This is a genomic window from Paracoccus sp. (in: a-proteobacteria), assembly GCF_030538755.1.
In the GTDB taxonomy this organism is placed as follows: domain Bacteria; phylum Pseudomonadota; class Alphaproteobacteria; order Rhodobacterales; family Rhodobacteraceae; genus Paracoccus.
The window spans coordinates 103,562-129,512 of record NZ_JAUNTJ010000005.1; the positions used below are offsets into that span (position 1 = coordinate 103,562).

Consider the following 25,951-nt stretch of genomic DNA (forward strand, 5'->3'; position numbering starts at 1 on the left):
TTATCTGAAATAAGCCAAGGTGAATTTTTATGCCGTTGTCAAGAATCCTGTTCGGACAGAAAAGTGCAACAGTCCAACGTCAGCACGGAAGCCAACCATGACCAGCCATCCGAATATCCATGACCTGCTCGCCCGGCGCGTGCCCGGATACGCGCTGGAACAGCCCTTTTATACCTCGCCCGAGATCTTTCAGTTCGACCTGGAAAACATCTGGTATCGTGAATGGCTTTACGCCCTTCCGGCCTGCCAGCTTGCCAAGGCGGGCAGTTTCATCACCATGCAGATCGGCACCTACGAGGTGATCGTGGTCAAGGGCCGCGACGGTGCAATCCGTGCCTTTCACAATTCCTGCCGCCATCGCGGCTCGCAGATCTGCAAGGTGCGCGAGGGCAAGGTGGCCAAACTGGTCTGCCCTTACCACGCATGGACCTATGATCTGGACGGCAAGCTGCTCTGGGCCGACAAGATGAACGCGGATTTCGACCCCTCGCAGCATGGGCTGCGCAGCGTGGCGCTGCGGCAGGTGGCTGGTCTTGTTTACATCTGCCTGTCCGATAATCCGCCGGATTTCGACGCATTCGCGGCGGATGCCGCCCCCTATCTGGATATTCACGACCTCAGCGATGCCAAGGTGGCCTATACCTCGTCGATCATCGAAAAAGGCAACTGGAAGCTGGTCTGGGAAAATAACCGCGAATGCTATCATTGCAGCGCGAACCATCCCTCGCTGTGCAAGACCTTCTCGCTGGACCCCGATATTGCCGGCGTAAATCCCGACGGCAGCATTTCCGAGCGCGTGCAGAAACATTTCGACCGGCTCGAAGCTGCCGGCATAAGATCGCAGTTCCTGCTTGGCGACCGCGGGCAATATCGTCTCGCCCGTGCACCTCTGGAAGGGGATGCGGTCAGTTATACGATGGATGGAAAGGCACCCGTTGCCAGGCATCTCGGCCGGGTCTCGATCCCCGACGCGGGCACGCTGCTTTTGTTCAACTATCCCTCGACCTGGAACCACTTTCTGCCCGACCATTCCATGACCTTCCGCGTGATGCCGATCAGCCCGACCGAGACCGAGGTGACGACCACCTGGCTGGTGAACAAGGATGCGGTCGAGGGTGTGGATTACGACCTCAAGCGCCTGACCGAGGTCTGGATCGCCACCAACAACGAAGACCGTGAGGTGGTCGAGGCGAACCAGCGCGGCATCAACTCTCCTGCTTTCGTTCCCGGACCCTATTCGGACTATTGGGAAAGCGGTGTAAGCCAGTTCGTGGACTGGTATGCCGATACCATGGAACGCGCGCTTGGCCCCAGCCGGATGGCCGCCGAGTGAACGCGGTCGCAAAACCGGCACTGGCATTCTGGACAGACGCCGAAGATCTGGAATGCGTATCCTTCCTGCGCGAGGCGCCGGATGTCATGACCTTCTGCTTTCGCAGTCCTTCGGGCGCGCTGTTCAGCTTTGAACCGGGGCAGTTCCTGACGCTGGAACTACCTTTGCCCGGAGGGCCGCTGCATCGCACCTATACGATCTCGTCCTCGCCCTCGCGGCCGACCTCGCTGACGGTGACGGTCAAGGCGCAGAAAGCGTCCATCGGCACGCGCTGGATGTTCGACCACCTGCGTCCGGGGATGCGCATCAAGGCCAGGGGACCGGCGGGCAAATTCTCGATGATGCAAGATCCGGCCGGGAAATACCTGTTCATTTCGGCCGGCTCGGGCATTACACCGATGATGTCGATGACGACCTTTCTTTATGATTCCGGGCGCGACCCCGATATCGTCTTCGTCAACTGCGCCCGCCGCCCCTCCGAGATCATCTTCCGCGAGGGGCTGGAATACATGGCGACCCGCGCGCCCGGCATTGATCTGAAATGGATCGTCGAGGAACCCGACCCCTATCGGCCCTGGACCGGCTTTCACGGCATGTTCAACCAGCTGATGCTGGGGCTGATCGCGCCCGACTATCTGGAACGCGACGTCTATTGCTGCGGTCCCGAGCCCTTCATGCAGGCGGTGCGCGACATCCTGCACGGGCTGGGCTACGACATGGCCCGCTATCATCAGGAAAGCTTCGGCGGCCCGCCGGCCGAGGCCGAGGCGGTGCCCGAGGACGTGGTGCCGCAACAGGATGCGCTGGCAGAGATCACCTTCGCAACCTCAGGCATCACCACCCACGCCGCCGAGACCGACACGATCCTCGCCACCGCCCGCACGGCGGGCATCCCCATCCCTTCAGGCTGCGGCATGGGCATCTGCGGCACCTGCCAAGTGCAGAAACTCTCGGGTCAGGTCCATATGGTCCATAACGGTGGCATCACCGACGAGGATGTCGAGGCAGGCTATATCCTCGCCTGCTGCTCGCGGCCCATCGGCAACGTTACCATCGACCTGTGACGCGTTAGGGGCACACGGTCCCTGAAGCCCGCCCCCCTTCGCATCACAGGTCCAAAACATGAAGATTGCCGGGGTCCACCTTCATGCGCTGCACCTGCCGGTCAAGAGCGGGCAGATTCGCCAGTTCGACTGGTCTGGTCCTTGCAGACCACGCTGGTCAAGATCATCGCCCGCAGCGGCTTGGCGGGCTGGGCGAGGCCTGCCCGGTCGGCCCGACCTATACGCCCAGCCATGCGCTTGGCGCCCGCGCGGCGCTGGCCGAAATGGCGCCGGGCCTGATCGGCGCGAACCCGTTGCAGCCGCCGGATGGACGGGCTGCTCTTGCAAGCACAACCACACCAAACCCATGACCCGATGGGCAGACATTACGGGACGTCTTTGCCGGGGCCTATAATACCGATGCGCAAGAACCGAAATCTGCGCAAACCTGTCAGCATCACCTGGCATTCAAAGCATAAAGTTCAAATATCGCTTGATATATTCCGTGCTTCATTACCCTTGCCGCGACCAGAGTAGAATATTTCAGGTCGATTGTAATCCGCCGAGAAAGCTCTCTAGATTATCACCAAGGCTGGGCTGCATATAGCCGCCCTCCTGGACACAGAGAACGGGAATACCAAGGCTGCCCAGCAACTCGGCGATCCTTGCAAATCCCTCCGTAGTGATCTTAAGCCCTTGGAATGGATCGCCTTCATGCGCATCCAACCCAAGCGCCACCACGATGACTGACGCCCCGAAAGCAGAAACCTGTTCCAGCGCGCGATCCAGAGTGGCCATGTAAGTCGCGTCTCCGGTGCCGCGCGGCAAGATCAAGTTCAGGTTGTAACCCGTCCCGCGCCCTGTTCCACATTCCTGTGTGCCCCCCGCATAGAAGGGATAAAATTCGGCCGGATCAACATGGATGGAAACGGTCAGAACTTCGTCACTGTCATAGAAGATGCCTTGCGTCCCATTGCCGTGATGCACGTCGATATCCACAATCGCAACACGATGGCCGTGGGCATGCAGATATTCGGCAGCGATGGCGGAATTGTTCAGAAAACAGAACCCACCCGCAACCTCTCGATAGGCATGATGGCCCGAGGGGCGCGACAGCGCATAAGCTGCGCGCTGATCTCCAAGGATCAGGTCTGCTCCGCTCAATGCCGTCTGTGCGGACCAGTAGATCGCCTCCCAGCTATACGCCGAGATCGGGCAGGAGGTGTCGCTGTTATGGAACCCGATCTGCGCCTCAGGGTCGTAGGAATAGTGAACGGACCGATCCGGGCTGATGCGACCGGGAACGACCTCTGCCAGATCGGGAACCGTTTTGCTGCGCTGATCGAATATCCGCCTCAGGAATGACAGATAGCGTGGCGTATGGATCGCCGCCAACGGGGCCATACCGTGATCTGTAGGTTTGGTCAGTTCCAGTCCTGCCAGCTTGACCCCGCGCAACAATTCTTCGACCCGCTCGGGCCGGTCGGGATTCAGGATGACCTTGCCGTCCGACAAACGAAACTGTGGGTCATGCAATCGCTGGCGGTCGTCAAAAATTGCCTTCACGCGTCCTCCGCTGGAATGGTTTTTCCCTGATTAAGAATATCTCGCGGATCAAGCGCCGCCTTTATAGCGCGCATCGTCTGAAGCGCCGCCGGATCCTTATAACGCGCCATCGGCAGCAGCTTGGACAGCCCCACGCCGTGCTCTGCCGAAAACGTTCCGTTCATCTCTATTGCCAGCGCGTCGATTTCGGCCCGCAATTCGGTCATCAACACAACGTCATCCCTGGAAGGCCAGCAGGTATAGTGAATGTTGCCGTCGCCCAAATGCGAAACCGACAGAACCTCGCAACCGGGGTCAATGTCCCGCAAACGAGGTTCAATCCTGTGCAGATAATCCGCCACGCCGTCGATGGGCACGGCAATATCGGTATCCAGCACCGGATGGCGTGCGAACGCGATTTCTGCGGCAGCCTCGCGCCGTGCCCACATCTCGCGCCGCTGTGCCTCGTTCTGGGCGATAACGGCATCCGAGACCTCGTCCGCCTCCATCCGTTCAGCCAGGACTTTTTCCAGCACCTCTCTCAATCCGCCGGTATAGGTCGCAGTAAGCTCTACCAGCAGGTTTACCGGATGCGGCGCATCAAACGGTTCCCGAGCGCCGGATTTCAGCGCCAAATGGCCCTCGATGAAACTGCGGGGCATGAATTCAAAGGCGACGACCGCCCCGCCCGAGGCATCTTGAAGCAGGTTCAGCAGCGCAGGTGCAGGTTCCAGCGCAGGCATTGCGACCATCGCCGTCACACGCTCGACCGGGCGGGGATATAGCTTCATCACAGCAGCGGTGATGATGCCCAATTGCCCTTCGGCCCCAATCAGCAGGTTACGCAGATCAAAGCCGGAATTATTCTTGTGCAGCGCCTGCATCAGATCCAGTATCTGCCCGTCAGGCAAAACCGCCTCAAGCCCAAGGCACAGGTCACGGGTGTTGCCATAGCGCAGGACATTCGCGCCCCCGGCATTGGTAGACAAGACCCCGCCGATCATCGCCGAGCCGCTGGCACCAAACGCCAGCGGAAAGATCAGCCCATGTTCCTCGGCAGCAGCGTTCAGGCTGTCGACAATTACCCCGGCCTCGACCACCGCCATGCGGGCGTTCGGGCGGATTTCACGGATGCGGTTCAACCGGGCCAGCGAAATGACAATGGCCCCCGTCCCCAAAGCGCCGCCGTTCAGCCCGGTGTTCCCCGAAACCGGCACAACCGGCAGGTTACGATCATTCGCCAGCCGCAGCAGCGCCGCGACCTGATCGCGATCAGCGGGACGCACAACCGCCAGCGGCTTGCCTTGATACTGCCCGGTCCAGTCGCGATCCCAAGGGGCGGTATCGGCGCCGGTCAGCACATGCGACGCACCAACGATCGCAGCCAGTGACTGGATCAGGTCACTCATACCAGCCGTTCCAGTTGCAATCCCGGCGCAGCGTCCAGAAGGCTGCGGGTATAGTCCTCCTGCGGATGCAGGAAAACCTGATCGACCGACCCCAGTTCAACGATCCTGCCCTTTTGCATCACCGCGATGCGGTCACAGATCTTGCCCGCCACGCGCAGGTCATGCGTGACGAAGATCATCGTCAATCCCAGACACTGCTTCAGTTCATCAAGCAGGTCCAGCACCTGCGCCTGAACCGACACGTCCAGCGCGGAAACCGCCTCGTCGGCGACGATGATTTCTGGTTCCAGCGCCAATGCCCGTGCGATACCGATCCGCTGACGCTGCCCCCCCGAGAATTCATGCGGGAAGCGATCCATCGCACTTTCCTTCAGCCCCACCAGCAGCAGCAATTGCCGGGCACGGGCAATCGCATCGGCACGGGTCTTGCCATGCGCCATCGGCCCCTCGGTCAGGATGCGGCCGATTCTGGCACGCGGATTCAGCGAGGCATAAGGGTCCTGAAAGATCATCTGGATCCGCTTGCGATGTGCCCTCAATGCCGCCCCGCGCAATTTGGATATGTCCTTTCCGTCCATCTGAATGCTGCCGCTGTCAGGCTGCATCAACTGCACGATAGCCCGGCCCAGCGTGGACTTGCCCGAACCGGATTCGCCTACGATGCCCAATGTCTCGCCCCGCATCAGATCGACCGAGACATTGTCACTGGCCCTGACCACCCGGTCGCCGGTGCGGAACTCCTTGACCAGATCAAGCACCCGCAAGATGGGTTGTTCTTGCGTCTGGGCCGCGTTCAATTCGACCGACGGAATAGCGTCGATCAGGCGGCGGGTATAAGGATGATCGGGATCGCTCAGAACCTTCGAGGCCGGGCCCTGTTCAACCAGTTCCCCAAGCTCGATAACCGCCACATCATCGGCGATTTCCGCAACCACACCAAAATCATGGGTGACGAACATCACTGCCATGCCGTGCCGGTCCTGCAATTCCCTGATAAGCTTGAGGATCTGCGCCTGGGTGGTGACATCCAGCGCAGTCGTCGGCTCGTCCGCAATCAGCACCTTTGGTTCCAGCGCCAGTGCCATGGCGATCACCACGCGCTGTCTTTGGCCGCCCGAAAGCTGGAACGGATAGGCATATTGCGCCTTTTCGGGATCGGGAATGCCCACCTCGCGCAGCAGGTGCAGCGCGCGGGCAGCACGCTCGGGCGGCGTCAGCTTGCCATGCGCCTCGAACACTTCAGCAATCTGGGCACCGATGCGCATCAACGGGTTCAGCGCGGTCATCGGCTCCTGAAAGATCATTGCGATGGCCTGCCCGCGCAGTTCCTGGAATTGCTCTTCGGTCAGGTCGGTGATGTCACGGCCCTGAAAGACAATACGCCCGCCGCCAATAATGATCCCCTTGGGCAAAAGTCCCATCACGGCATTGGCAGACATCGATTTTCCCGACCCGGATTCACCCACGACACACAATGTGCGCCCGGCATAGAGATTCAGCGAGACATCACGGATCGCATACGGACGATCCGCGCCTTTCGGCAGGTCGATCGTCAGCTCTTCGATGCAAAGTGTCGGTTCCATCATCCCCTTCCCGTCAAGAGCGGCGGCGCGACAGGCGCGGATTGAGGGCGTCGTTCAGGCTTTCCCCGATCAGGTTCAGGGCCAGCACGGTGATGAGGATGGCAACGCCGGGAAAGAAGGACAGCCACCACGCCTGCCGGATCACTGTCCGAGCAGCCCCGATCATGTAACCCCAGCTCATCATGTTCGGATCGCCCAACCCAAGAAAGGACAGCGAGCTTTCCAGAAGGATCGCCGAGGCCACCATCAGCGAGGCCATCACGATTATCGGGGAAACCGCATTGGGCAGCACCTGCCGCGTAATAATCTGGCTGGCGGGAAGGCCCTGAAGAATTGCCGCCTCGACATATTCGCGCTTGCGCAGTGACATCACCTCGCTTCGGACCAGCCGCGCGACAGGCGGCCAGGATACAACGGCGATGGCAAGAGTGATGGACACGACCGAAGGCTGAAAGATCGCCACGATGACAATGGCCAGCGCAAAGCTGGGAACAGTCTGAAAGAATTCGGTAATGCGCATCAGCGCGTCATCTATCCATCCGCCAAAATAGCCCGCCAAAGCACCGATTGGAATACCCATCAGCAATGCGGCAAGGGTAGAAACAAGCCCGACCAGCAGCGATACCCGTGCGCCATACGCAAGCCCGGCGGCCACATTGCGTCCCACAGTATCGGTGCCGAGCGGGAAATCGGTGTTCTCAAACGGCGGCAGAAACGGCCGTTGCGCCATTTGCCAGGGACTGCCAGGAAACAGCAGCGGCGCGGTCAGCGCCACGATGACGACCACAGCCAGCAACACCAGCCCGATAACTCCGCCGCGATTGCTTGCAAAGCGATGCCAGAAGTCCTTCATCGTCGTCTCCCTTCACTGTGCGCGGATGCGGGGATCGACGACCCCGTAGATGAGGTCGGTAATCATGTTGAAGACGATCACCATCGCAGCCGATACGAAGAAGACCCCCAGCAGCACATTGTAATCGCGTTGGGTCAGCGCCTCGAACATCAGCCGACCGATGCCGGGCCAGGCGAATACAGTTTCGGTCAGCACCGCGCCGCCAACAAGCTGGCCCGCCTGAAGCCCGGCCAGCGTGACGATGGGCAGCAGTGCATTGCGCAGGACGTGACGGCGCTGGATCACCCCCGGCGCAAGCCCCTTGGCGCGGGCCGTCTTGACAAAATCCATCTGGCTGACTTCCAGCATTGAGGCCCGCGTCATCCGCGAATAGACGGCAGTGAAGAACAACCCCAGCGACAACGCCGGCAAGATCAGGTGGCGGGCAATGTCCAGTGCCCGCGCCATCCCGGTATAGCCCGAGCCAACGGTCTCGAACCCGAAGGGCGGCAGCCAGCCCAGCGTAACCGAAAACAGCAACACCCCCATCAGCGCCGCCCAGAACAGTGGCGTCGCGTAAAACAGCAACGCCAGTGCCGAAATGACCGTATCCGACCAGTGCCCGACACGGCTGGCGGCCAGCACTCCGGCGAAAATGCCAAAGACCAAAGAGATTACGAAAGCTGCCACAGTCAACAGCAGTGTCGCCGGAAGCCGGTCGAGGATCAGGTCCAGCACCGGCATTTGCTGCCGATAGGAATAGCCCAGATCGAGCCGCACGACATCGCTGACATAACGCCATAACTGCACATAGAGTGGCTGATCCAGACCAAACTTCTCGCGCAATTGCTGTAAGAACAGTTCATCGGTTGCGCCCGCCTCTCCTGCCATGACTGTCGCGGGATCACCGGGGGCGGCATGAATAAGAAGGAAATTCAAAACGAGAATGGCCAGCAGCACAATGGCTGCCTTGACCAATCGTCCGACGATACGGGTGACGATTTTCATCGGAAAGCCTCTTTACCAGAATTGAAAAGCCCGACGCGATGACCGCCGGGCCTGTCCAATCACCTTTCGATATAGGCGTTCTTGAAACCGTCATTGAGACCTATTCCGGTGGTCACCAACCCTTTGACATTGCAGCGAGTGATGGTCGGGAAGGACATATCCATCAGCCAGGCGACGGGCACATCCTCGGAAAGCACCTTCTGCACTTCGGTATAGGCGGCTGTGCGTTCGTCCTGATCAATCGTATTCGCGCCCTGCCCGAACAGCTTATCCACTTCGGGGTTCGCATAGCCCTCGACATTGTTGAAGGGCGACCCTTTGGCGATATTGCTGGAAACGTAAACGCGTGAAACCCCCAGCGCCGGGTCGCCATACTGGTACAGATAGGTGGGCGAGATGTCGAAATCCCACTCGGACAAACGCTGGTTCCAGCCCGCGACATCGGTCGCAGCGATGCTCACATTGATGCCGACATCGGACAGGTTCTGCCGGATCACCTCGGACAGCCGCATCCAGGACTCGCCATAGGGCATCGGCACCAGATCCAGCGCCTCACCGCCATAACCCGAGGCCGCGACCAATTCCCTCGCCTTTTCAGGATCATAGGCATATGGCTCAAGAGAGTCATCACGATACCTGGTCGAAGCGGCAAAAGGACCGTTTGGAACGCTGCCCATGCCGTTCCACAGGGCGTCGATGATGAACTGCCGATCAATGGCATACATAACCGCCTGTCGCAATTCCTTGCTGGCAAGGGGCGAATCCTCGCGATTGTTCAGCCACAGCCAGGACTGGACGCTGAAAAATTCCCACCCCGATTCGGTGACACAGGTATTGTCCAGCGCGGCGATGCGCGGCACGTCGAAATTCTCGATCGAGCCGCCGGGAAGAATGTCAACACGACCCGTCTCGAACGCCACGGCGCGCGAGGCTGCATCGGGGATCACATGCCAGTATATCTCATCCAGATAAGGCTTACCCTCGTCCCAGTAGTCCGCATTTTTTACCAGCTTGATGTAGGATCCCTTGACCCATTCATCCAGCTTGAACGGCCCGGTGCCGATGGGCGTGTTATTGGCCGGGTTGGTCTGGAAATTGGTGCCTTTGTAGATATGTTCGGGAATGATCGGCATCGTGCCGACCTCGAAGGCGTTCAGGAACGGTCCGAACGGCGACTTGAGGGTAAAGACGACGGTATTGTCATCCGGCGCCTCGATCGAAGCCAGATGTTCAAGGATGGCGCGGAAACGCGGGTGGTTTTCGCGCAGGAACACATCTGCGCTGAACACAACATCCGCTGACGAAAAAGGCGCGCCGTCATGCCATTTGACATCGTCTTCCAGATTGAACGTATAGGTCAGCCCGTCGTCCGAAACGGTCCAGCTCTTGGCCAGCGATGGCATTGGCTGAAGATCCGTGTCGTAGCGCAGCAACCCTTCGTAGATATTGCCGGCCACCATTTGCGTCGGTGCGTTCTGGACCAAACCCAACATCAGGCTGGGCGGCTCGGGCTGCACCACGACATTGGCGCGCCCACCCTGCACCGGCTCGGCCGAGGCTGATGCCCATGGCAGGATGGCAGTGACCGCTGCAAGTAGGAATCGGTTCATTATCGTCTTTCCCTGTCTGAAATTTTACGCGCTTCCTGTCTGCGATGAAGACGGCAACCACAGAATTTCGGTAAAACAGCATACGAAGAACTCAACTTTCCGACAAATAGGCCAAAGCTATCGCTATGATAAGCGGAGATCCGGCCCTTGCGGAGCTGCCCAATTTTAGTGCACGGCTCGATCCACATGTCCGGGGGGCTGCCCCATACCATCATCTGCCTGACGCAGCGCGACGCTGACCGCGCTGGACGATCTGTCACTGGCGACGGGACACCTGATCTGGTCACAGAAAACGGTCGCGGCAAAAGCACGGCTGTCAAAATCATGCCGGGCCTGTTGCCGCCGGATAATGGCGCGGCAGGGCCGCCGGGATGGCTGCGCCTTCGCGCCTTGTTGCGGTTTTGGGTGACCCAAATTCATCAAGATGCCAATCCCGCCCCATCAAGCCATCAATCATTTCGTATGTTGCACGTTTCCAGCCGGGCCATGACAGCCCATACGACCGTTATCCGGTGTTTCGCGGATAACGGCCTTTTCTCGTCGCCCGTGTCAGTGCAAGCTGCCATGGCACGACCTCATCCAATATGGCCAAAACCATGCCGACCCGGCCCGCCCTCGCCGATCTGAACTGGAACCTGCTGCGCAACTTCTGCGTCATCGCCGAAGAGAAAGGGATCACCCGCGCCGCCAAAAAGCTGAACATGAGCCAGCCCTCCGTAAGCCTTGCCTTGCAGAAGCTGGAAGAACAACTGGGTTGCCAGCTTGTCTTTCGCGGCAGCCGGCATTTCGCCCTGACCCTGCGCGGCGAAAAGATCTATCAAGAATGCGCCGAAATGCTGCGCAGCGTGGATCGGATCGGTATCCTTTCCAAAGGACGCAACGATGAAGAGTTCGGAGAGCTTCACCTTGGCATTATCAGCCATCTGCGCTCACCGCTGGTGGACGAGGCGCTGCGGCTGTATCATCAGCGCCACCCCTCGATCACCTGGCGGATCGAAGTGCAGAACTCTCTGGAAATCGTGCGCCGGATTACCCAGGAAAAGACCGGGATCGGCATTTGTCTGCTGACCAAACCGATGATAAATCTGGAATGCCGCCATCTGTTTCGTGAAGAATTCGGCGTGTTTTGCGGCGCCGAACACCCGCTGTTCGGCCGAACCGAGGTCTCGGCGCGCGAGCTGGTGCAGGAGCCGTTCGTCACCTTCACCTGTGCCGCCGAGGGCATGGGGCTGGAACCGATGGTCATGCTGAGGGATGGCCTGGGGCTAGGTCGCAGGATCAGCGGATCAAGCCATGACACGGAAGAAATCCGGCGCATGATCGTTGTGGGCCTGGGCATCGGCATCCTGCCAGTAGACTCGATCACCAAAGAGGTCGAAAGCGGTCAGCTCTGGCCCCTCCGGCTTGTCGAGCAGCCGCTGGGCGCGGATGTCTATCTGGTCTGCAACACCTTCAGCCAGCTTACCGCGCCGGAACAGAAATTCGTGGATCTGCTGGATGAGTTGCTGAAACTCTATCCTGAAATGATCTAGAAGGCGTTTTCATATAAAGGTTTTCCGTTTCGTCCAGGTTCTGCTTGAGAGTCGAAAACAAGATGATCTTGAACAGGCGAACGTTGACAAGCAGACAACGGAGGCGGATCAGGCCGCTTCTTCCGGGCCGGATCGACGGTCGATATTCACAGGCGCTGTGCCGTGGCGGCGCGCCATGTCGATCAATTCCGTGGCGGGCTGGCGGCCAGAATACATCGTGGGCTGCATCTGGTTCGCCGTCACATCCGGTCGATGCGCCAACTGCCCCGGCCCGCCGGAGATGACGTCAGCAGGGCGGGCACTCTGGCAAGTTTCGTGCAAATGCTCTATGCGGCGATCAAAGTCAGAAGGTGTGTCATGAAGATTTGTGTAGCAGGTTTGGGTTATGTCGGGCTGTCAATGGCTGTGCTGCTGGCGCAGCGGCATCAGGTCAGCGCGCTGGAAATCGACGCGGATCGCGCCGCGCAGGTGAACGAGGGCGTCTCGCCCATCGAGGATGCCGACATCAGTGCCTTTCTGGCCGGGCGCGATCTGGACCTGACCGCGACCACCGATCCGGCGCAGGCGATGGCGGGGGCCGATTTTATCGTCATCGCCACGCCCACCAATTACGACAGCAAGACCAACCGTTTTGACACCTCCAGCGTTGAAGCCGTGATTGCGCTGGCTCGCCGGCACGCGCCCGAGGCCATGTCGGTGGTGAAATCGACCATCCCGGTGGGCTTTGTGTCCCGCGTGCGCGAGGAATTCGGCACCGACCGCATCATCTTTTCGCCCGAGTTCCTGCGCGAAGGTCAGGCGCTGCATGACAACCTGCACCCCTCGCGCATCGTGGTGGGCGATCACGGACCCGAGGCACATCGCTTTGCCGAACTGCTGGTCGAGGGCGCCGAGAAAAAGGACATGCCGGTGCTGTTCACCGGCCCGGTCGAGGCCGAGGCGATCAAGCTGTTTTCCAACACCTTTCTGGCGATGCGCGTGGCCTTTTTCAACGAACTGGACAGTTTCGCCGTGGCGCGCGGGCTGGACACGCGCGAAATCATCACCGGCGTCAGCCTGGACCCGCGTGTGGGCACGCATTACAACAACCCCTCATTCGGTTATGGCGGCTATTGTCTGCCCAAGGACACCAAGCAATTGCTGGCCAATTACGCCGATGTGCCGCAGAACCTGATTGCGGCGGTGGTGGAATCCAACCGCACCCGCAAGGATTTCATCGCCGAACAGATCATCGCCCGCAAACCGCGCGTGGTCGGCATTCACCGGCTGGTGATGAAGGCCGGGTCCGACAATTTCCGCGACAGTTCGATTCAGGGCATCATGAAGCGGATCAAGGCGCGCGGCATCGAATGTGTCGTTTATGAACCCGTGCTGGAGGACGATCATTTCTTCCATTCCCGCGTCGAACGCGATCTGGATGCGTTCAAGCGCGACTGCGATCTGATTATCGCCAACCGCCTGTCGCCGGAACTGGAAGACGTGGCCGACAAGCTGTTCACCCGCGATCTGTTCGGGGTCAGCTGAACAAGGGCGGGAATCGGGGCACTGGAAACAGCCGCTGTGTCGGTTTACAAGGCCCCGATCAGGCGGGCCTGCCGGGCCTTGCATTGCCGCCGCTGACAAGGAGCGAGTCTTGACCAACAGCCCCGATGGCGCAGGTGCCGCGCCGGACATCAGCTTTGTCGTGCCCGTGTTCAACGCCGCGCCGCATCTGGAAAAGCTGACGGCCGAGATCCTGTCGCTGCACGATCACGGCCTGACGGTCGAGGTGATCTTTGTCGATGACGGATCGACCGATGACAGCCCCGGTATTCTGGCGGCTTTGGCGCAGCGGCACGATAACGTGACCGCCCTGACCAGCCCCGGCAACCGGGGTGCCGGTCTGGCCCGCAATCAGGGCTGGGATCATGTGCGCGGGCGCTATACCCTCTTTTTCGACGCCGACGACGACCTGATGCCCGAGGTGATCGCCCCCGCGCTGGCCCGCATGGACGCCCTGCCTCAGGTGGACACCGCCATGTTCGCCTATCGCTATGAACGCGAGGAAACCGCCACCTTCACCGCCATGGGCCATGACGACGAAGCGATCCTGCGCGAAGCCCTGAACGGCACCGACGAGGCGGTTATCACGCTGGAACAGGCGCCGCGCCTGCTGCGGTTCACGAATTATCCGTGGAACAAGATCATCCGCACCGCGCATTTCCGCGAAACCGGCATCCGCTTTGGCTGCACCAAGGTGCATAATGACGTGCTGGGCCATTGGTATTCGCTGATGTTCGCGCGCCAGATCATGGTAGTGAACCGGGTGATCTGCACCCATATCGTGCATCCCTCGGGCGGGAACCTGACCAACCGCTTTGACCGCCAGCGGCTTCAGGTCTTTACCGCGATGAACGAATTGCTGGACCTGCTGGAACAGCATCCGCACCTGCGGCGGCGTTACGCGCATCACTTCTGGGGGCTGGCGCACCGGCTGGTCGTCTGGGCGCGCCCACGCCTGACCGGCGATCTGCGGCTGGAACTGGAAGACGGGTTCGCCGATCTGATCGCCCGCATCAGCCTGGACGATCTGGCCCGGATGCGCACGAAACACGCGCCGGGCCTTGCCCGTGCGCTGGTCAGCCAGATGATTGCCTGAGGGGAAACGGAAACCGCCATGCCCAAAGTTTCGGTCATCGTTACCGCCTATAATATCGAAAAATACATCCGCCAAAGTCTGGACAGCGTGATCGGCCAGACGCTGGATGACATCGAAATCATCGTCGTGGATGACGGGTCATCCGACGCCACCCCCGACATCATCCGCGAATATGCCGCCCGCGACAGCCGCATCCGCCCGATCCTGTTCGACCGCAACACCATCGGCGGCGTCGCCTCGGCCGCCAATGCGGGGATGGACGTGGCGACGGGCGATTATATCGGTTTTGCCGATGGCGATGATCTGTATGATCCGACCATGTTCGAAAAGCTGTGGCAGGCGGCGGAATCGACCGGCAGCGATCTGGCGATGTGCCGCTATACCCTGCTGGACGAATCCGACGGCAGCGAACATGAACCGGCGGAAACCGACCGCTGGCAGCCCTTTCCCCGGCGGACCGCGCTTGATCTGACCGACGCCACGCGCAAACAGATGCTGCGCTTTATTTCCGTGCCATGGCGCAAGATCTATCGCCGCGATCTGGTCGAGCGGATCAACCTGCGCTTTCCGGTCGGCGATTTCTTTTTCGAGGACAACCCCTTCCACTGGGCCTCGGTCATCGGCGGCGAACGGATCGTGCTGCTGCCGGAACGGCTGTGCAAGCATCGTGTCGCCCGCGCGGGTCAGACCATGGCCACGGTGGACGAACGCTTGCTGCGGATCTTTTATCACCACGACATCATCCACGACTGGCTGCGCCAGAACGATGCCCATGACGGCTACAAGGACGAATTGCTGCGCTGGACGGCAGCGCAACTGTCATGGGTCAGCCAGCGTGCTGAAGGCGAGATGCAGAAACTGCTGTTCGACCGGCTGGTGCCGATCGCCGCGCAATACAGCACCGACGATATTGCCGCCTTTGGCCACGCAAACGGGCGCGGGCGCAGCGTGCAGATGCTGGAACAGCTTGGGCGCAAGGATTTTGCCGGGTTTTCCAGGGCCGCAGGCTGGACCGGCGGTCAGACCCCGGCCCGATTGCCGGGTGCTGCACCCGGCGGCACGCTGTTGTCGCGCGGCTGGTATCACCTGCGCGCCTCGGGGCCACGGCAAACGGCGGCGATGACGGGCCGCTATCTGTCGGAACGCTTCGGGCTGAGGTCGAACACCCGCGATGCCGCGCCGCGCGACAGTGCCGACAAGATTGACAACACCGACCTGATGGCCGCCATGGTCATCTTGCAAAAAGAGCTGCGGCTGCTGCGCGCCGAAGTCGCCGAATTGCGGCGGCGCACGCCGTCTGACGACGATTTGTCCTGAATTTTATTGCTGCCGCACAAGGCCGCGCCCGAAAGCACGATGACCCAAGAAACGACGAAAAAACCGATCCTCTGGCTGGGTGCCCACAAGACCGGAACCACCTTTCTGCAAAATGCGCTGGAACATTCGAATGATGTTCTGAAAAAGGCCGGCTATTGCTATATGCCGCTGACAAAGTTCCGCGCGCGATACACCCGCCCGCTGGTCTATGACGGCGACCACGGCCAGCCACATGCGCCGGTGCCGGGGATGAACCTGATCTTTGATGAAAACATCCCGGGTCTGGTTCAGGGCGCGCTCAGCCCCAGCGGGCTTTACCCGCAGGCGGCCCAGCGCAGCCAGAAGGTCGCGCAGTATTTCGGGCTGAACGCGCCGGACATCTGGTTCGGGCTGCGCGACTATGTGTCGTTTCTGCCCTCGCTGTTTTGCGAAACGCTGAAATCCATATCGTATCAGCCCTTCGTGCGGTTCTACGATCCCCAGAACCACCCGGTGAACTGGGTCGATCTGATCGGGCGGCTGCGTCTGGCCTTTCCGGCGTCGCGCATCTGCGTCTATCAGAACGAGGCGTTGCGCGGGCGCGAAGCGGCGCTGCTGTCGGCGGCGACGGGTATTCCGGCGGCGGATTTCACCATTCCTGACGGCTCTGAGCGCCCCGGCTTTTCGCACAGGGCGGTGCGGTCGCTGTATGACCTCAGCAAGACCCGCACGGTTGAACGGCGCGATGTGTTTGCCGCCGTGCGGCAATATCCCAAAGGGCCGAAATGGCCCGCCTTTGATCCGTTCAATGCCGCGCGCAAGCAGGAATTATCAGCGGCTTATCAGGCGCATCTGCACGAATTGCGCAACCTCGCCGATGTCGATTTCATCGACCTCGCGGCGGGCTGAGCGGGGCCAGATCAGGCCGCGGGCGGCAGGCGCAACGAATAATCCTCGATCCGGTTCCATCGCTGGCCAAGGCTCAGCACGCGGGCATCGGCCCCGACCGGGCCGGCGATCTGCATCCCCATCGGCAGGCGGTTCGCAGGCCCGCCGAAACCCACCGGCACCGACAGCGTGGGCAGACCAGCCAGCGAGGCGGGGACGACAACCTCCATCCAGCGGTGATATGTGTCCATCGGCCGGTCGCCGATCTGCTGCGGCCAGCGCCAGTCCGCCGGGAACGGCCAGACCTGCGCCGAGGGCAGCGCGATCAGGTCAACCTGCGTAAACAGCCGCGCAAGGCGCTGATACCATTGCGTGCGGATCAGGCTGGCCTGATGCAGCGCCTCCAGCGTCAGGTGACGGCCCTGTTCGATTTCCCACTGCATTTCCGGTTTCAGTTGCGCCCATAGGGCCGGGTCATCGGCCAGCGCGCGGCGGCCCGTGGCGTTCAGAAAGGCGCGCAGTCCGGTCCAGCTTTGCCACAGTTGCGCGGCGGGAAAGGGTGGCGGCAGAGGGATGATCTCGGCCCCCAGTTCATCCTGCATCCGGGTCAGCGCCGCCTGACACAAGGGCAGGATGCCGGGTTCGGTGGCATAGGCGCCGCCCCAGTCACCCAGCCAGCCAATGCGCAGCACCCTCGGCGGGGCGGCGTCCGGCGCGGCGCGGAAATCATCGGCGGGGCGGCCAAAGGGCGTGGCCGGGTCAGGCCCGGCGATCACATCCAGCAACAGCGCCAGATCGCGCAGGCTGCGCCCCATCGGCCCGTTGGTGGCCAGCGTCGCCATAAAGCGGTCGCCCGGCCCGTCGGTGGGCACCAGCCCCCAGCTGGGCCGGAACCCATAGACCGCATTCCACGCCGCCGGGTTGCGCAGGCTGCCCATCATGTCACTGCCATCGGCCAGCGGCAGCATCCGCGCCGACAGCGCCACCGCCGCCCCACCCGACGATCCGCCCGCGCTGCGCGCGCGGTCCCACGGGTTCAGGGTGGTGCCATACACCTCGTTGAAACTATGCGAGCCAAGGCCGAATTCGGGGGTGTTGGTCTTGCCGATGATGATCGCCCCCGCCGCCCTGATCCGCGCCACCATCAGATCGTCGCGGGCAGGAATATGGTCGCGATAGATCGGGCTGCCCCAGGTCGTCACCAGCCCGCGCGTGGCCGCCAGATCCTTGATCGCCATGGGCAGGCCGTGCAGCGCACCCAGCGGACCGCCTGCGGCGCGGGCAGCATCGGCGGCGCGGGCCTCGGCCATGATCTGATCGCGCGGGCGCAACGCGACGATGGCGTTCAGCACCGGGTTCAGCGCCGCGATCCGGTCAAGGCAGGCGGCGGCCAGATCCTGCGCGCTGAACCGGCCCGCGGCCATTCCGGCCATCGCCTGAGTGGCGGATAGCAGCGCGGGGTCAGTCATCGGACGCGCCCCGAACCCTTGCGCCCCGAACCGGCTCAGCCATCGCTGCCTGCCGCCGCGCCTTGCGCCGGCTGATCCAGATGCCCGGCAATCGCACGGCCAAGAGCAAAGGCGCGCTGCTCCATGATGACCGGCGTTTCGCAGACATAGGTCAGCGACTGGCAGCGTTCGTTGAAGATCCGCTCGTCCCAGTCCAGCGCCTTTTTCTCGGCGTCAATGGCGTCGAAATCGGGCGGATCGGCGGATTCCAGTGCAGCCATGGCGGCGCGGCGGTCGTTGATCTTTTGTGTCAGCTCGACCAGCCTGACGCCATAGCGGGCGATGCCCTCGATCATGGCGGCGCGTTCGGGCTGGATCAGGTCGAACACAGCCTGCACCAGCGCGGTCAGGCGGGTGGCATCGGTTCCGGCATCCGCCGCAAAACCGGCGATCATGGTTTCCGCCTGTTCGATCGGAATGCGGCGCAGCACCCGTTGCGCGGCAAGCGCGCGGATCGCCGGATCGCGGGCCAGTTCCTGCGCCGCCTGATCCAGCACGGGGCCGGTCCAGTCCTGCGCCAGCGACAGCGACGGTTGCTTGCGCTGGATACAGGGCCATGCGGCGTCATGCGCCGGTTGCGCCTGCGCGCTGCTGGCCACCATCACAGCGGCGGCAATCACCAGATATTTCATCTTCCCCTCTTGCGGCGCATCCACAGCCCCTTGGCCGGATCATACATGAACACCGCGCCGTCGAAAAAGACCACCAAACAGCCTGGAACCACCGCCAGCGGCAGCCAGTTGACTTGAAGGTAAAGCGCAAAGCGGATCAGTTCGACCGCATGGGTGAACGGGTTCAGCGCGCAGATGTCATGCAGCAGCATCGAGGATTCCCACATCCGCCCCGACAGGATCAGCGCCAACAGCACCGCAACATAGCCCCACAGCGGCGGTTCGACCCGCCACAGCCAGGCGATGGCCAGAAAGACATAGGCCTGCATGATCGACACCAGCACCCCCGCCGACAGCTTGGACCCCAGCAGGAACCAACGCGGAAACGGGCTGACCAGCAGCGTCCGCATGGCGCCTGTTTCGCGGTCATAGACCATGCTCAACGAGGATTGCATCCTGTTGAACAACTGGATCATCGCGACAAGGCCGGGGGTCACATAGACTTGGTACAGCACATAGGTCTGATAGGGGGGCGTGATCGACAGGCCCAGAACGGCGCGGACCCCGGCGGCAAAGATGAACAGCCAGACCAGCGGCCGCACCAGCGCCGCCAGAAACCGCCCGCGCTGCTGGACAAAGCGCAGCATCTCGCGCCGGGTGATCCCGGCAAAGGCGGTAGCCCATGCGCGCGGCGGAAACGGCGCGGGCGTCATGCGGCCACCCCGGTCAGGTCAAGAAAGGCGCGGGTCAGGCCCTGATCCCCGGCAATATCCGCCGCCCGGCCCTGTGTCAGCAGGCGGCCCCGGTGCAGGATGAACAGGTCATCCTCGGGCTGGATTTCGTCCATGACATGCGTGGCCCACAGCGCCGGAACACCCTGATCGGCGATCAGCATGCGGGTCAGGGCCAGCACCTCGGCCCGCGATTTCACATCCAGCCCCACGGTCGCTTCGTCCAGCAACAGCAGGGCGGGGCGGTGGATCAGGGCGCGGGCTATTTCCGCCCGGCGCTGCTGGCCGCCCGACAGCGCGCCGACCCTTTCGCCCGTGCGGTCGCTTAGCCCGACCTGATCCAGCACTTCGGCAATACCGTGCAGATTGGCGTGATAGGTCAGGTTCTGCGCCACGGTCAGATCGGCATCCAGCGCCCGCGACTGAAACACCACCCCCAGCCGGGCCAAAGCCTGCGCGGGCTGGCGGCGCAGATCGAACCCCGCCACCTGAATGCGGCCCGAGGTATTGTCGTAAAGCCGGGTAATCAGCGAAAACAGCGTCGTCTTGCCCGCGCCGTTCACCCCCAGAAGCGCGGCAAAGCGGCCGGGCATCATGATCCGTTCACATGCAATGGCGCGGGCGGCAATGGTGGGCCGCAACCGCGCCGGTTTCAATCACTGAATATGGAACACCGCCTGCATCGTGTCGCCCGACGATCCGGGGATCGACAGCACATGACGGCCCGGCAGAATGGCGACAAAGCTGATCCGCGCCTCGCCCGCAGCGTCGAATTCAAGGCTGTGGATGCCCATGGGACGGATTTCGATGTCGTTGATGACCACCTCGTTCACCCAGATGGCGCGAAAGAAATCACCGCCCGACAGCGACAGCTCCTGCGTGCCGTCGGCCTGAATGGCAAGGCGGTAATAGCCGCCCGATTTCAGCTTGTATTCGCCGCCTGCCACCGGCTGGCCCGATGACAGGATCAGCGGGGCACGGCCAGCAGAGACGACAGCATCAGCGCGCCAAAGGCACGGGTCAGATTGGTTTTCATTTTGATTTTCCTTTCAGTTGGGCGCGACAACCACACCCCAGGGCTGCTGCCCCACGGGGATGGATTTGATGACGCGGTTCGCGGCCACGTCGATCACCGAAATGTCGTTGGAATTGCCGTTGGTGGTATACAGGTATTGCTCGTCCGCATCGAAGGCCAGTTGCCAGACGCGCTGGCCGACCAGCAGATAGTCGATGACCGCATCCGTCTGCGCGTCGATCACCGCCACCCGGTTCGCCGGGCCAAGCGCGACAAACGCCTTGGAGCCGTCGCGGATGACGCGCAGGCCGACGGGCTGGATCGCCTCGGGCAGAACGCCGGGGATGTCGAAGGTGATCTTTTTGGTGATTTCCTGCGTGGCCGGGTCGATCACACTGACGGTGCCGCCGATTTCGCTGGTGACATACAGTTTCGACCCGTCGGCGGTAAATTCGGCAAAGCGGGGGCGGCTGTTCACCAGCACATTGGCGGTGATTTCAAACGTCCCGGTGTCGATGAAATGCGCCATATTGGTGGTTTCCGAGGTGTTCACCAGCACCCGGCCATCGGGGGAAACACCCATGCCTTCGGGTTCGACCCCCACCGGAATTTCGGCCAGCACCCGGCGTTCATGCACATCGACCACGGTGACAAGGTTGTCATCCTCGTTCGCGATATACAGCGGGTTGCCCGAAGGGTGCAGCACGAACAGCTCCGGGTCGGGAGCGGATGGCAGCGTATGGGTTTCCTGCATGGTTTCGGGATCGAACACCCGCACCAGATCGTCATCGCTGGCGCAGACATACAGTTCCTTGCCGTCCGGGCTGATGGTGATGCCGCGCGGACGGTTGCCGGCGGGGAAATGGCGATCACCTCATGCGTGGTGCCATCCAGCACGGTCACGTCATTGCCGCGTTCGTTGGTCACAAAGATACGGTTGGCCATGGCGGTGGAGATGGTCAGCACAATGGCCTATGGCAGTTTCATGCGTTCCCCTTTTCAGAACTGACAGGTGGTTTCGGGGCGGTCGGTGCCCATGGTATCCAGCGCGCTGGTCTGGTGCAGATACTGATCCTGCGGGCTGACGCCGGTCATCAGCAGCCCCGTGGTCAGCAGGATCGGCTGGCGAACCTGATGATCCCGGTCACGAACCGTCAGCTTTTGCCCCTTGAAGCCCGCCACGTCGAAACTGTCCGACAGGATATAGTCGCGGATCACCCCCGGATCGGCCCGGCTGGTGCGCGTCGCCGCCTCGCCGATCATGCGCAGCACCGGCCATGTCTGATAATCGACCTCGCGGATATTGCGGTTGGCCAGACGTTCAAAGCGGTTCTGGAACCGGGTCGCGCCCCATGCCTCCATCGCGGGGTGCCAACTGCGCGCCTCCATTTCGGCGGCGGCGGTATCGGGGCTGGCCGTCACCTCGACCGCCTCGAAATCCTGCCCCATAAAGCGGCCGGTGGTGTCGATCGGAAATCTGTGCATCTCTCTACCCTTGCCCGGATGTTCGGCGAAAAAATCCACGCCCGGCAAGCCTGATATTGTTCCCGCCGGTTCGGGAAGATTTGGATCAGCCCTTTGTCGTATGGACGCGCCGCGCGGCGCTGACGCATGGTTGCATCATGCAAAACCTGATGCGTCTGATCGCTGTGATCGCCAGCCTGATCCTGACCGCCCTGACTGCCGCAGCGGACCCGTTGCGCGTGCCGGTGGCCGGCTCTGTGCCCGAACCGGGCATTGCCGCCTGGTTCGGCATTCACCTGATCGACACCTCGACCGAGGGAGCGATCAACGGCGTGCGCGCCGATGAAACCGCCCGCATCGCGGCAACCAGTGCCTATATCGCCCAAAACCTGACCCAGCGCGGGTTTCATATCCGCGAACCCGATGCCGATCTGCTGGCCGGAATGAAAAACCCCACGCGATCCAATGGCCGCGACAGCGCCATCGCGCATGATAGGGGGGCCGATTACACCATCACCGCCGAGGTGCAAAAGGTATCCAACCTGATTCTGGCGCTGAACCTGCATCTGCGCGACGCCGAAACCGGCCAGACCCTGCGCCGCGGTTCGGTCGATATTCGCAGCAATACCGACGATTCATGGCAGCGCGGCTTTCGCTATTTGCTGAAGAACATCATTTTCCGGGAGGAGTAACCAAGATGATGACACGACTTTTCGCCGCGGGGCTGGCCGGGGCGATGCTGGTTGCCAGCGTGGCGCAGGCCCATGGGCCGGTGCGGCTGCGCACCGAACACAGCGTGGTGCTGAACGCCACCCCTGACGAAGTATGGCAAGCCATCGGCAAGTTCGAGGATATGGGCTGGCACCCCGCCGTCGCCAGCACCGAAATCACCGGCGACGGATCGGTGGACGTGCCCGAGGTATCCACCCGCGTCCTGCATCTGAATGCCGACAGCGGCGATCCGACCATTACCGAAAAGCTGATCGGTTTCGACGCCGACAAGCGCAGCTACAAATACATGATCGAAGCGGTGGATGTCGCGGTTCTGCCGGTGACGAACTATTCCTCGACGCTTCAGGTCAAGGACAAGGACGGCAAGGCCGAGGTCGTGTGGAAGGCCGGTTTCTATCGCGGCTTTCCCAATAACGACCCGCCGCCAAACCTGAATGACGAAACCGCCGAGGCCGCCGTCAACGCCATCTATCAGGCCGGGATCGAGGCGCTGTCCGAACGGTTCGGCAAGGCCGAGTGAACCTGCGCGCGCTGATTGCGGGTCCCCGGTGGCGGCGGCTGTCGGGGATCTGGCGTTCATCACCTCGCAGAATGCCGGGGTGGTCAGCGTCATTGATCTGGACCGGGCCAGTATCGTGGCCAGCCTGCCGCTGGAGGGCGGGCCTGCGCCGGTCGCCTATGACCCGGCATCGGGCCGGGCATGGGTCATCGCCGCAGAAACCGGAGTGCTGAGCGCGCTGGACGAAGCAGCGCAGATTACCGGCTCTGCCGCCTTGGGCGCGGGGGCCTTTGGTATCGCGGCCAGCGGTGATGGCGGGCTGTTCGTCACCGACTGGTATGGCGGCAGGCTGGCCCGGCTGGATGCGGATCTGCGCCCGGTCTGGGTCGCGGAAACCGGCGCGGCCCCGGCGGGCGTCGCGCTTGGCCCCGATGGCGCATTGGTGGCGACGGCAGATCGCGACGACGATCAGGTCAGCATCTTTGACGCCGCAACCGGCCAGCGGCTGGCGCAGGTGAAAACGGCCGGCGCGCATCCCTTTGCCGTCGTCTTTCACGGCGGGCGGCTGTGGACGGCGGATGTGCAGGGCAACAGCCTGTCGGTGATCGACCCGCAGGCCGGGCGGCTGGTCGGGCAGGTGGCGACCGGCAGCCACCCCTATGGCGTGGCCTTTGCGGGCGGGCGCGGCTTTGTCACCAACCAATATGCAGCCAGCGTGACGGTGTTCGACCCCGACACGCTGCGCGTCACCGCCACGATCCCGGTGGGCGATTACCCCGAGGGCATCGCCACGCTGCCCGATGACAGTGGCGTGGTGCTGGCGGCATGGGAATCGGATCTGGTGCAGATCATCGACGCGGCATCGCTGACCATCCGGGCCGAAATCGAGATGCCCGCCGGGCCGCGTTCCAGCTTTGCCAGCAATCGGCGCGGCAGAATATCACCTTGGGCGCCGATGTATCGCCCCGCGCCGCTGCCGCAAGGCCGGTTTCCAGACGCGCCTGTTCCGCCGGGGACAGGCGCTGATAGCCGGTATCATACAGCCAGACCGCGCCGGGAATGGTCAGATGCCGGGGCTGACGCCACAAGGTGCCCGCAGGCACGGGTCAGGCGCGGCATGGTATCCAGAAACGGCACCCCCTGTTCATGCAGGACCAGCGCCTGCGCGCCGTCGATCACCTGCGCCCCCGCCAGCGTGGCCGGAACCGGGGCGTGATAAGGCTCGCCCCGAAAGGCGTCGGGTTCGGGCACCGGCTGCGCCGCCGCCGGTCCTGCCCCGGCCAGCAGCGACAGCAGCAGGCCAAGGGCAAGGCGGCGGCGAATCATGGCAGCATCTCGCGCCCGTAATCATCGGTCAGCGGCACACCGGCATCGCGCAACAGGGAGGTGATTTCGTCCTGATCGCGGCGGATGATGCTGTTCAACTCGCGCTTGAATTCCTGTTCCGGCTGACGCACGCCCATGGTGATGCGGTAATACATGCGCGGGCCGGAGGTTTCTTTCAGCAGCGGAGTGAATTGCAGGTCGGCATCGCCCTTGATGCGCGGCCCGGCGACCGGCCCCCAGATCACCGCCGCCGCCAGATCGCCCGACCGCACCTGATCCAGCAGCCCGCCGATCGGGTCTTCGACCCGGTGATCGACGAACAGATCGACGCCGCACATATCCTTGGCCATCCCGGCGCGTGCCAGAATCGAGGCAGGCGGCGTGCCCGCCACGATGCCATAGACCGAGGTGTAATAATGGCTCGTGTTCTGAACCAGCTCGTCCCCCTGAGCATAGCCCATGACGACATCGCAATTCCCCGCGCGCAGGGTGCGGGTGATAAAGCCCATCCCCGACGGAAACCATGTATAGGCAACCGGCAGGCCCATCTTGTCGGCGATCAACTTGGCCAAGCGGTTTTCAAAGCCGCTGCCATCCTGCATCGACATCGGCGCATTGGCCGGATCGGCGCAGACGCGAAACTGCGTGGTCGAGCGCATGTCGGGCACGAATTGCGCCCCCGCAGGCAGCGCCACCGCCGCAAAGATCGCGGCAGCAGCCATTGCGGCACCCCGGCGCACAGGCAAGATGGGCATCAGCTGTCCATGCAGGTGGTTTCGAATTCGGTGTATTCGTCGGGCTTGTCGGCGCGCTTGGCCGGGCGGCCCCGCGGAATCATGTCGCTGCCATGGGCAACCAGATAAACATAGATGTCATCGACATAACACCACGCATTCTTGGTGGTGCCAAAGGCGGGCATGACCTGATTGGCCGCCGCATTAATCACCGTCCGCCCCGAGGTCACGACCTGCTGATAATCCCAGTAATCCATCACCAGAACCGAGTTTTTCAGCGGCGGGGCATAGCTTGAGCCTTCGCCATCCGGGCCATGGCACTGGTGGCATTCGGAATTATAGCGGCGGAAACCGGAAAAGGTCGCCCAATCGACGGTGCCGTCTTCCTCGATCCGGGGCACCGGGATGCCTTCGGCGTTACACCAGCGGCCGTTTTCCATATGGTCGGGCACAAGATCCATGCTGGCCGGATTGCCGCGATGCGATGTGGTGCTGAAGGTCTGGCCGGGGGCCACCTCGTCCGCGCCGGTGGCCACGGCGGAACCGGCGGCATTGGCCCGCATCTCGACCTGATTCTTGTCTTCCTCGGGCACGGTGCCCGGCACCGCGCGTGC

At 62.2% G+C, this 25,951-nt stretch carries 22 protein-coding genes and 4 pseudogenes; 11 read left to right on the forward strand and 15 right to left on the reverse strand.

The features are described from left to right. Nucleotides 1-97: 97 nt before the first annotated feature. The 3 genes and pseudogenes from Q4G14_RS04810 to Q4G14_RS04820 all read left to right on the forward strand — a co-directional run. Nucleotides 98-1,333 (forward strand): aromatic ring-hydroxylating dioxygenase subunit alpha, encoded by a 1,236-nt coding sequence (locus tag Q4G14_RS04810; RefSeq protein ID WP_303360596.1) that lies wholly within the window; start codon nucleotides 98-100, stop codon nucleotides 1,331-1,333. Next, on the forward strand, nucleotides 1,330-2,397 hold the full coding sequence (locus tag Q4G14_RS04815) for a hybrid-cluster NAD(P)-dependent oxidoreductase (RefSeq protein ID WP_303360597.1): 1,068 nt from the start codon (nucleotides 1,330-1,332) through the stop codon (nucleotides 2,395-2,397). Before Q4G14_RS04810 ends, Q4G14_RS04815 begins: the two co-directional genes overlap by 4 nt. A gap of 58 nt (nucleotides 2,398-2,455) precedes the next feature. Further along, nucleotides 2,456-2,718 (forward strand): annotated as a pseudogene (locus tag Q4G14_RS04820) (mandelate racemase); the annotation flags it as partial. 201 nt (nucleotides 2,719-2,919) lie between these two features. Here Q4G14_RS04820 and Q4G14_RS04825 read toward each other — a convergent pair. Genes Q4G14_RS04825 through Q4G14_RS04850 form a run of 6 tightly spaced genes read right to left on the reverse strand, consistent with a single transcriptional unit; the run spans nucleotide 2,920 to nucleotide 10,246 of the window. Next, on the reverse strand, nucleotides 2,920-3,942 hold the full coding sequence (locus Q4G14_RS04825; protein ID WP_303360598.1) for a histone deacetylase family protein: 1,023 nt from the start codon (nucleotides 3,940-3,942) through the stop codon (nucleotides 2,920-2,922). Then, complete coding sequence (locus Q4G14_RS04830; protein WP_303360599.1) at nucleotides 3,939-5,330, reverse strand: FAD-binding oxidoreductase; 1,392 nt, start codon at nucleotides 5,328-5,330, stop codon at nucleotides 3,939-3,941. Before Q4G14_RS04830 ends, Q4G14_RS04825 begins: the two co-directional genes overlap by 4 nt. Next, entirely contained in the window at nucleotides 5,327-6,913 is a 1,587-nt protein-coding gene (locus Q4G14_RS04835; RefSeq protein ID WP_303360662.1) for an ABC transporter ATP-binding protein, read from the reverse strand. The genes Q4G14_RS04830 and Q4G14_RS04835 overlap by 4 nt, the downstream gene beginning before the upstream one ends. Nucleotides 6,914-6,926: 13 nt before the next feature. After that, nucleotides 6,927-7,766 carry an ABC transporter permease gene (locus Q4G14_RS04840; RefSeq protein WP_303360600.1) on the reverse strand — a complete coding sequence of 280 codons (840 nt, stop codon included), beginning with the start codon at nucleotides 7,764-7,766 and terminating at the stop codon, nucleotides 6,927-6,929. A 12-nt stretch (nucleotides 7,767-7,778) separates the two neighbouring features. Further along, nucleotides 7,779-8,753, reverse strand: coding sequence for an ABC transporter permease (locus Q4G14_RS04845; protein WP_303360601.1), 975 nt, complete (start codon nucleotides 8,751-8,753; stop codon nucleotides 7,779-7,781). A gap of 59 nt (nucleotides 8,754-8,812) precedes the next feature. Beyond that, nucleotides 8,813-10,246 (reverse strand): ABC transporter substrate-binding protein, encoded by a 1,434-nt coding sequence (locus tag Q4G14_RS04850; RefSeq protein WP_303360663.1) that lies wholly within the window; start codon nucleotides 10,244-10,246, stop codon nucleotides 8,813-8,815. Nucleotides 10,247-10,959: 713 nt separating this feature from the next. Between Q4G14_RS04850 and Q4G14_RS04855 the strand changes: the two genes are divergently transcribed. From Q4G14_RS04855 to Q4G14_RS04875, 5 genes are all read left to right on the forward strand, one after another. Beyond that, the gene (locus tag Q4G14_RS04855; protein WP_303360602.1) at nucleotides 10,960-11,895 is read left to right on the forward strand and encodes a LysR family transcriptional regulator; all 936 of its coding nucleotides are present in this window, start codon (nucleotides 10,960-10,962) and stop codon (nucleotides 11,893-11,895) included. A gap of 357 nt (nucleotides 11,896-12,252) precedes the next feature. Beyond that, nucleotides 12,253-13,419 carry a nucleotide sugar dehydrogenase gene (locus Q4G14_RS04860; protein ID WP_303360603.1) on the forward strand — a complete coding sequence of 389 codons (1,167 nt, stop codon included), beginning with the start codon at nucleotides 12,253-12,255 and terminating at the stop codon, nucleotides 13,417-13,419. Nucleotides 13,420-13,528: 109 nt separating this feature from the next. Further along, nucleotides 13,529-14,533, forward strand: coding sequence for a glycosyltransferase family 2 protein (locus Q4G14_RS04865; protein WP_303360604.1), 1,005 nt, complete (start codon nucleotides 13,529-13,531; stop codon nucleotides 14,531-14,533). Nucleotides 14,534-14,551: 18 nt separating this feature from the next. Then, nucleotides 14,552-15,850 (forward strand): glycosyltransferase family 2 protein, encoded by a 1,299-nt coding sequence (locus tag Q4G14_RS04870; RefSeq protein ID WP_303360605.1) that lies wholly within the window; start codon nucleotides 14,552-14,554, stop codon nucleotides 15,848-15,850. 39 nt (nucleotides 15,851-15,889) lie between these two features. Next, entirely contained in the window at nucleotides 15,890-16,738 is an 849-nt protein-coding gene (locus Q4G14_RS04875; protein WP_303360606.1) for a hypothetical protein, read from the forward strand. 11 nt (nucleotides 16,739-16,749) lie between these two features. Here the strand turns inward: Q4G14_RS04875 and Q4G14_RS04880 are convergent, their stop codons facing one another. From Q4G14_RS04880 to Q4G14_RS04910, 7 genes and pseudogenes are all read right to left on the reverse strand, one after another. Beyond that, the gene (locus Q4G14_RS04880; protein WP_303360607.1) at nucleotides 16,750-18,186 is read right to left on the reverse strand and encodes an amidase; all 1,437 of its coding nucleotides are present in this window, start codon (nucleotides 18,184-18,186) and stop codon (nucleotides 16,750-16,752) included. 35 nt (nucleotides 18,187-18,221) lie between these two features. Next, a complete protein-coding gene (locus tag Q4G14_RS04885) occupies nucleotides 18,222-18,857 on the reverse strand; it encodes a hypothetical protein (RefSeq protein ID WP_303360608.1) in 636 nt (211 codons plus the stop codon). Continuing rightward, complete coding sequence (locus Q4G14_RS04890) at nucleotides 18,854-19,549, reverse strand: ABC transporter permease (protein WP_303360609.1); 696 nt, start codon at nucleotides 19,547-19,549, stop codon at nucleotides 18,854-18,856. The genes Q4G14_RS04885 and Q4G14_RS04890 overlap by 4 nt, the downstream gene beginning before the upstream one ends. Continuing rightward, nucleotides 19,546-20,163: an ATP-binding cassette domain-containing protein gene (locus tag Q4G14_RS04895; RefSeq protein WP_303360664.1), complete on the reverse strand. Its 618-nt coding sequence runs from the start codon at nucleotides 20,161-20,163 to the stop codon at nucleotides 19,546-19,548. The genes Q4G14_RS04890 and Q4G14_RS04895 overlap by 4 nt, the downstream gene beginning before the upstream one ends. A gap of 60 nt (nucleotides 20,164-20,223) precedes the next feature. Then, a pseudogene (locus Q4G14_RS04900) lies at nucleotides 20,224-20,544 on the reverse strand (hypothetical protein); the annotation flags it as partial. A gap of 72 nt (nucleotides 20,545-20,616) precedes the next feature. Then, nucleotides 20,617-21,527, reverse strand: a pseudogene (locus tag Q4G14_RS04905) (YVTN family beta-propeller repeat protein). A 54-nt stretch (nucleotides 21,528-21,581) separates the two neighbouring features. Continuing rightward, nucleotides 21,582-21,959: pseudogene (locus tag Q4G14_RS04910) on the reverse strand (branched-chain amino acid ABC transporter substrate-binding protein); the annotation flags it as partial. Between the two features lie 257 nt (nucleotides 21,960-22,216). Here Q4G14_RS04910 and Q4G14_RS04915 point away from each other — a divergent pair. The 3 genes from Q4G14_RS04915 to Q4G14_RS04925 are packed head-to-tail and all read left to right on the forward strand — an operon-like array spanning nucleotide 22,217 to nucleotide 24,493. Then, nucleotides 22,217-22,738, forward strand: a complete 522-nt coding sequence (locus Q4G14_RS04915) for a DUF3280 domain-containing protein (protein ID WP_303360610.1) — start codon at nucleotides 22,217-22,219, stop codon at nucleotides 22,736-22,738. Between the two features lie 8 nt (nucleotides 22,739-22,746). Then, a complete protein-coding gene (locus Q4G14_RS04920; RefSeq protein WP_303360665.1) occupies nucleotides 22,747-23,298 on the forward strand; it encodes an SRPBCC family protein in 552 nt (183 codons plus the stop codon). Nucleotides 23,299-23,326: 28 nt separating this feature from the next. Then, nucleotides 23,327-24,493: a YncE family protein gene (locus tag Q4G14_RS04925; protein WP_303360611.1), complete on the forward strand. Its 1,167-nt coding sequence runs from the start codon at nucleotides 23,327-23,329 to the stop codon at nucleotides 24,491-24,493. A gap of 106 nt (nucleotides 24,494-24,599) precedes the next feature. Here Q4G14_RS04925 and Q4G14_RS04930 read toward each other — a convergent pair whose 3' ends face one another. Both Q4G14_RS04930 and Q4G14_RS04935 read right to left on the reverse strand, forming a co-directional pair. Continuing rightward, a complete protein-coding gene (locus Q4G14_RS04930; protein ID WP_303360666.1) occupies nucleotides 24,600-25,325 on the reverse strand; it encodes a transporter substrate-binding domain-containing protein in 726 nt (241 codons plus the stop codon). Between the two features lie 32 nt (nucleotides 25,326-25,357). After that, complete coding sequence (locus tag Q4G14_RS04935; RefSeq protein WP_303360612.1) at nucleotides 25,358-25,942, reverse strand: c-type cytochrome, methanol metabolism-related; 585 nt, start codon at nucleotides 25,940-25,942, stop codon at nucleotides 25,358-25,360. Nucleotides 25,943-25,951: the final 9 nt, after the last annotated feature.